This window comes from Pseudoalteromonas sp. bablab_jr011, from assembly GCF_016464045.1.
In the GTDB taxonomy this organism is placed as follows: domain Bacteria; phylum Pseudomonadota; class Gammaproteobacteria; order Enterobacterales; family Alteromonadaceae; genus Pseudoalteromonas; species Pseudoalteromonas lipolytica.
The window spans coordinates 1-447 of sequence record NZ_JACDWU010000162.1 but is presented as its reverse complement, the minus strand read 5'-3'; the positions used below and the strand labels follow the sequence as shown (position 1 = coordinate 447).

Sequence of the window (447 nt, the reverse complement as noted above, 5' to 3'; positions counted from 1 at the left end):
TTACGGGCTGCAAATTCCCACTGAGCCTCTGTGGGTAAATCAAAGGGGAGCTCGGTGAGTTTAGCCAGCCATAAACAGTAGTTTTTTGCGCCATACCAACTTACTCCCGCAGGGAATTCAGGGGCCCGCCAAACCTCATCTCTATCCCATTTTGTCCACATGGTTTTAGGCTGCTCATTCACCGTTGTGTATAAATCAAAGTCGGCATAATTCACTTCATACGCGCCCATTGCGTAGCTGGTTAGGGTGACTTTATGGGCGGGTTTGTTGTCAGTCGCTATTGTCCAAGGTAAGTTGGTTGGTCCTCCACCATCTCCCATCATAAAGCTCCCGCCTTCAACAAACACCATGTGTGCTTTAGTGCGTTCAATAAGAGCATGTACTTGCTTGTCTTGCTCTCCAGTGAGCTTATCTATGTTATTTTCGATATCGCAGCCACTTAGTAAT

1 protein-coding gene is annotated in these 447 nt (G+C 47.0%); it reads right to left on the bottom strand.

Annotated features, from left to right (window positions below; all coding sequences use genetic code 11):
- Positions 1–447 (bottom strand): formylglycine-generating enzyme family protein (locus JIG41_RS07720; RefSeq protein WP_199524532.1); only part of this gene is annotated, 447 nt, incomplete at both ends.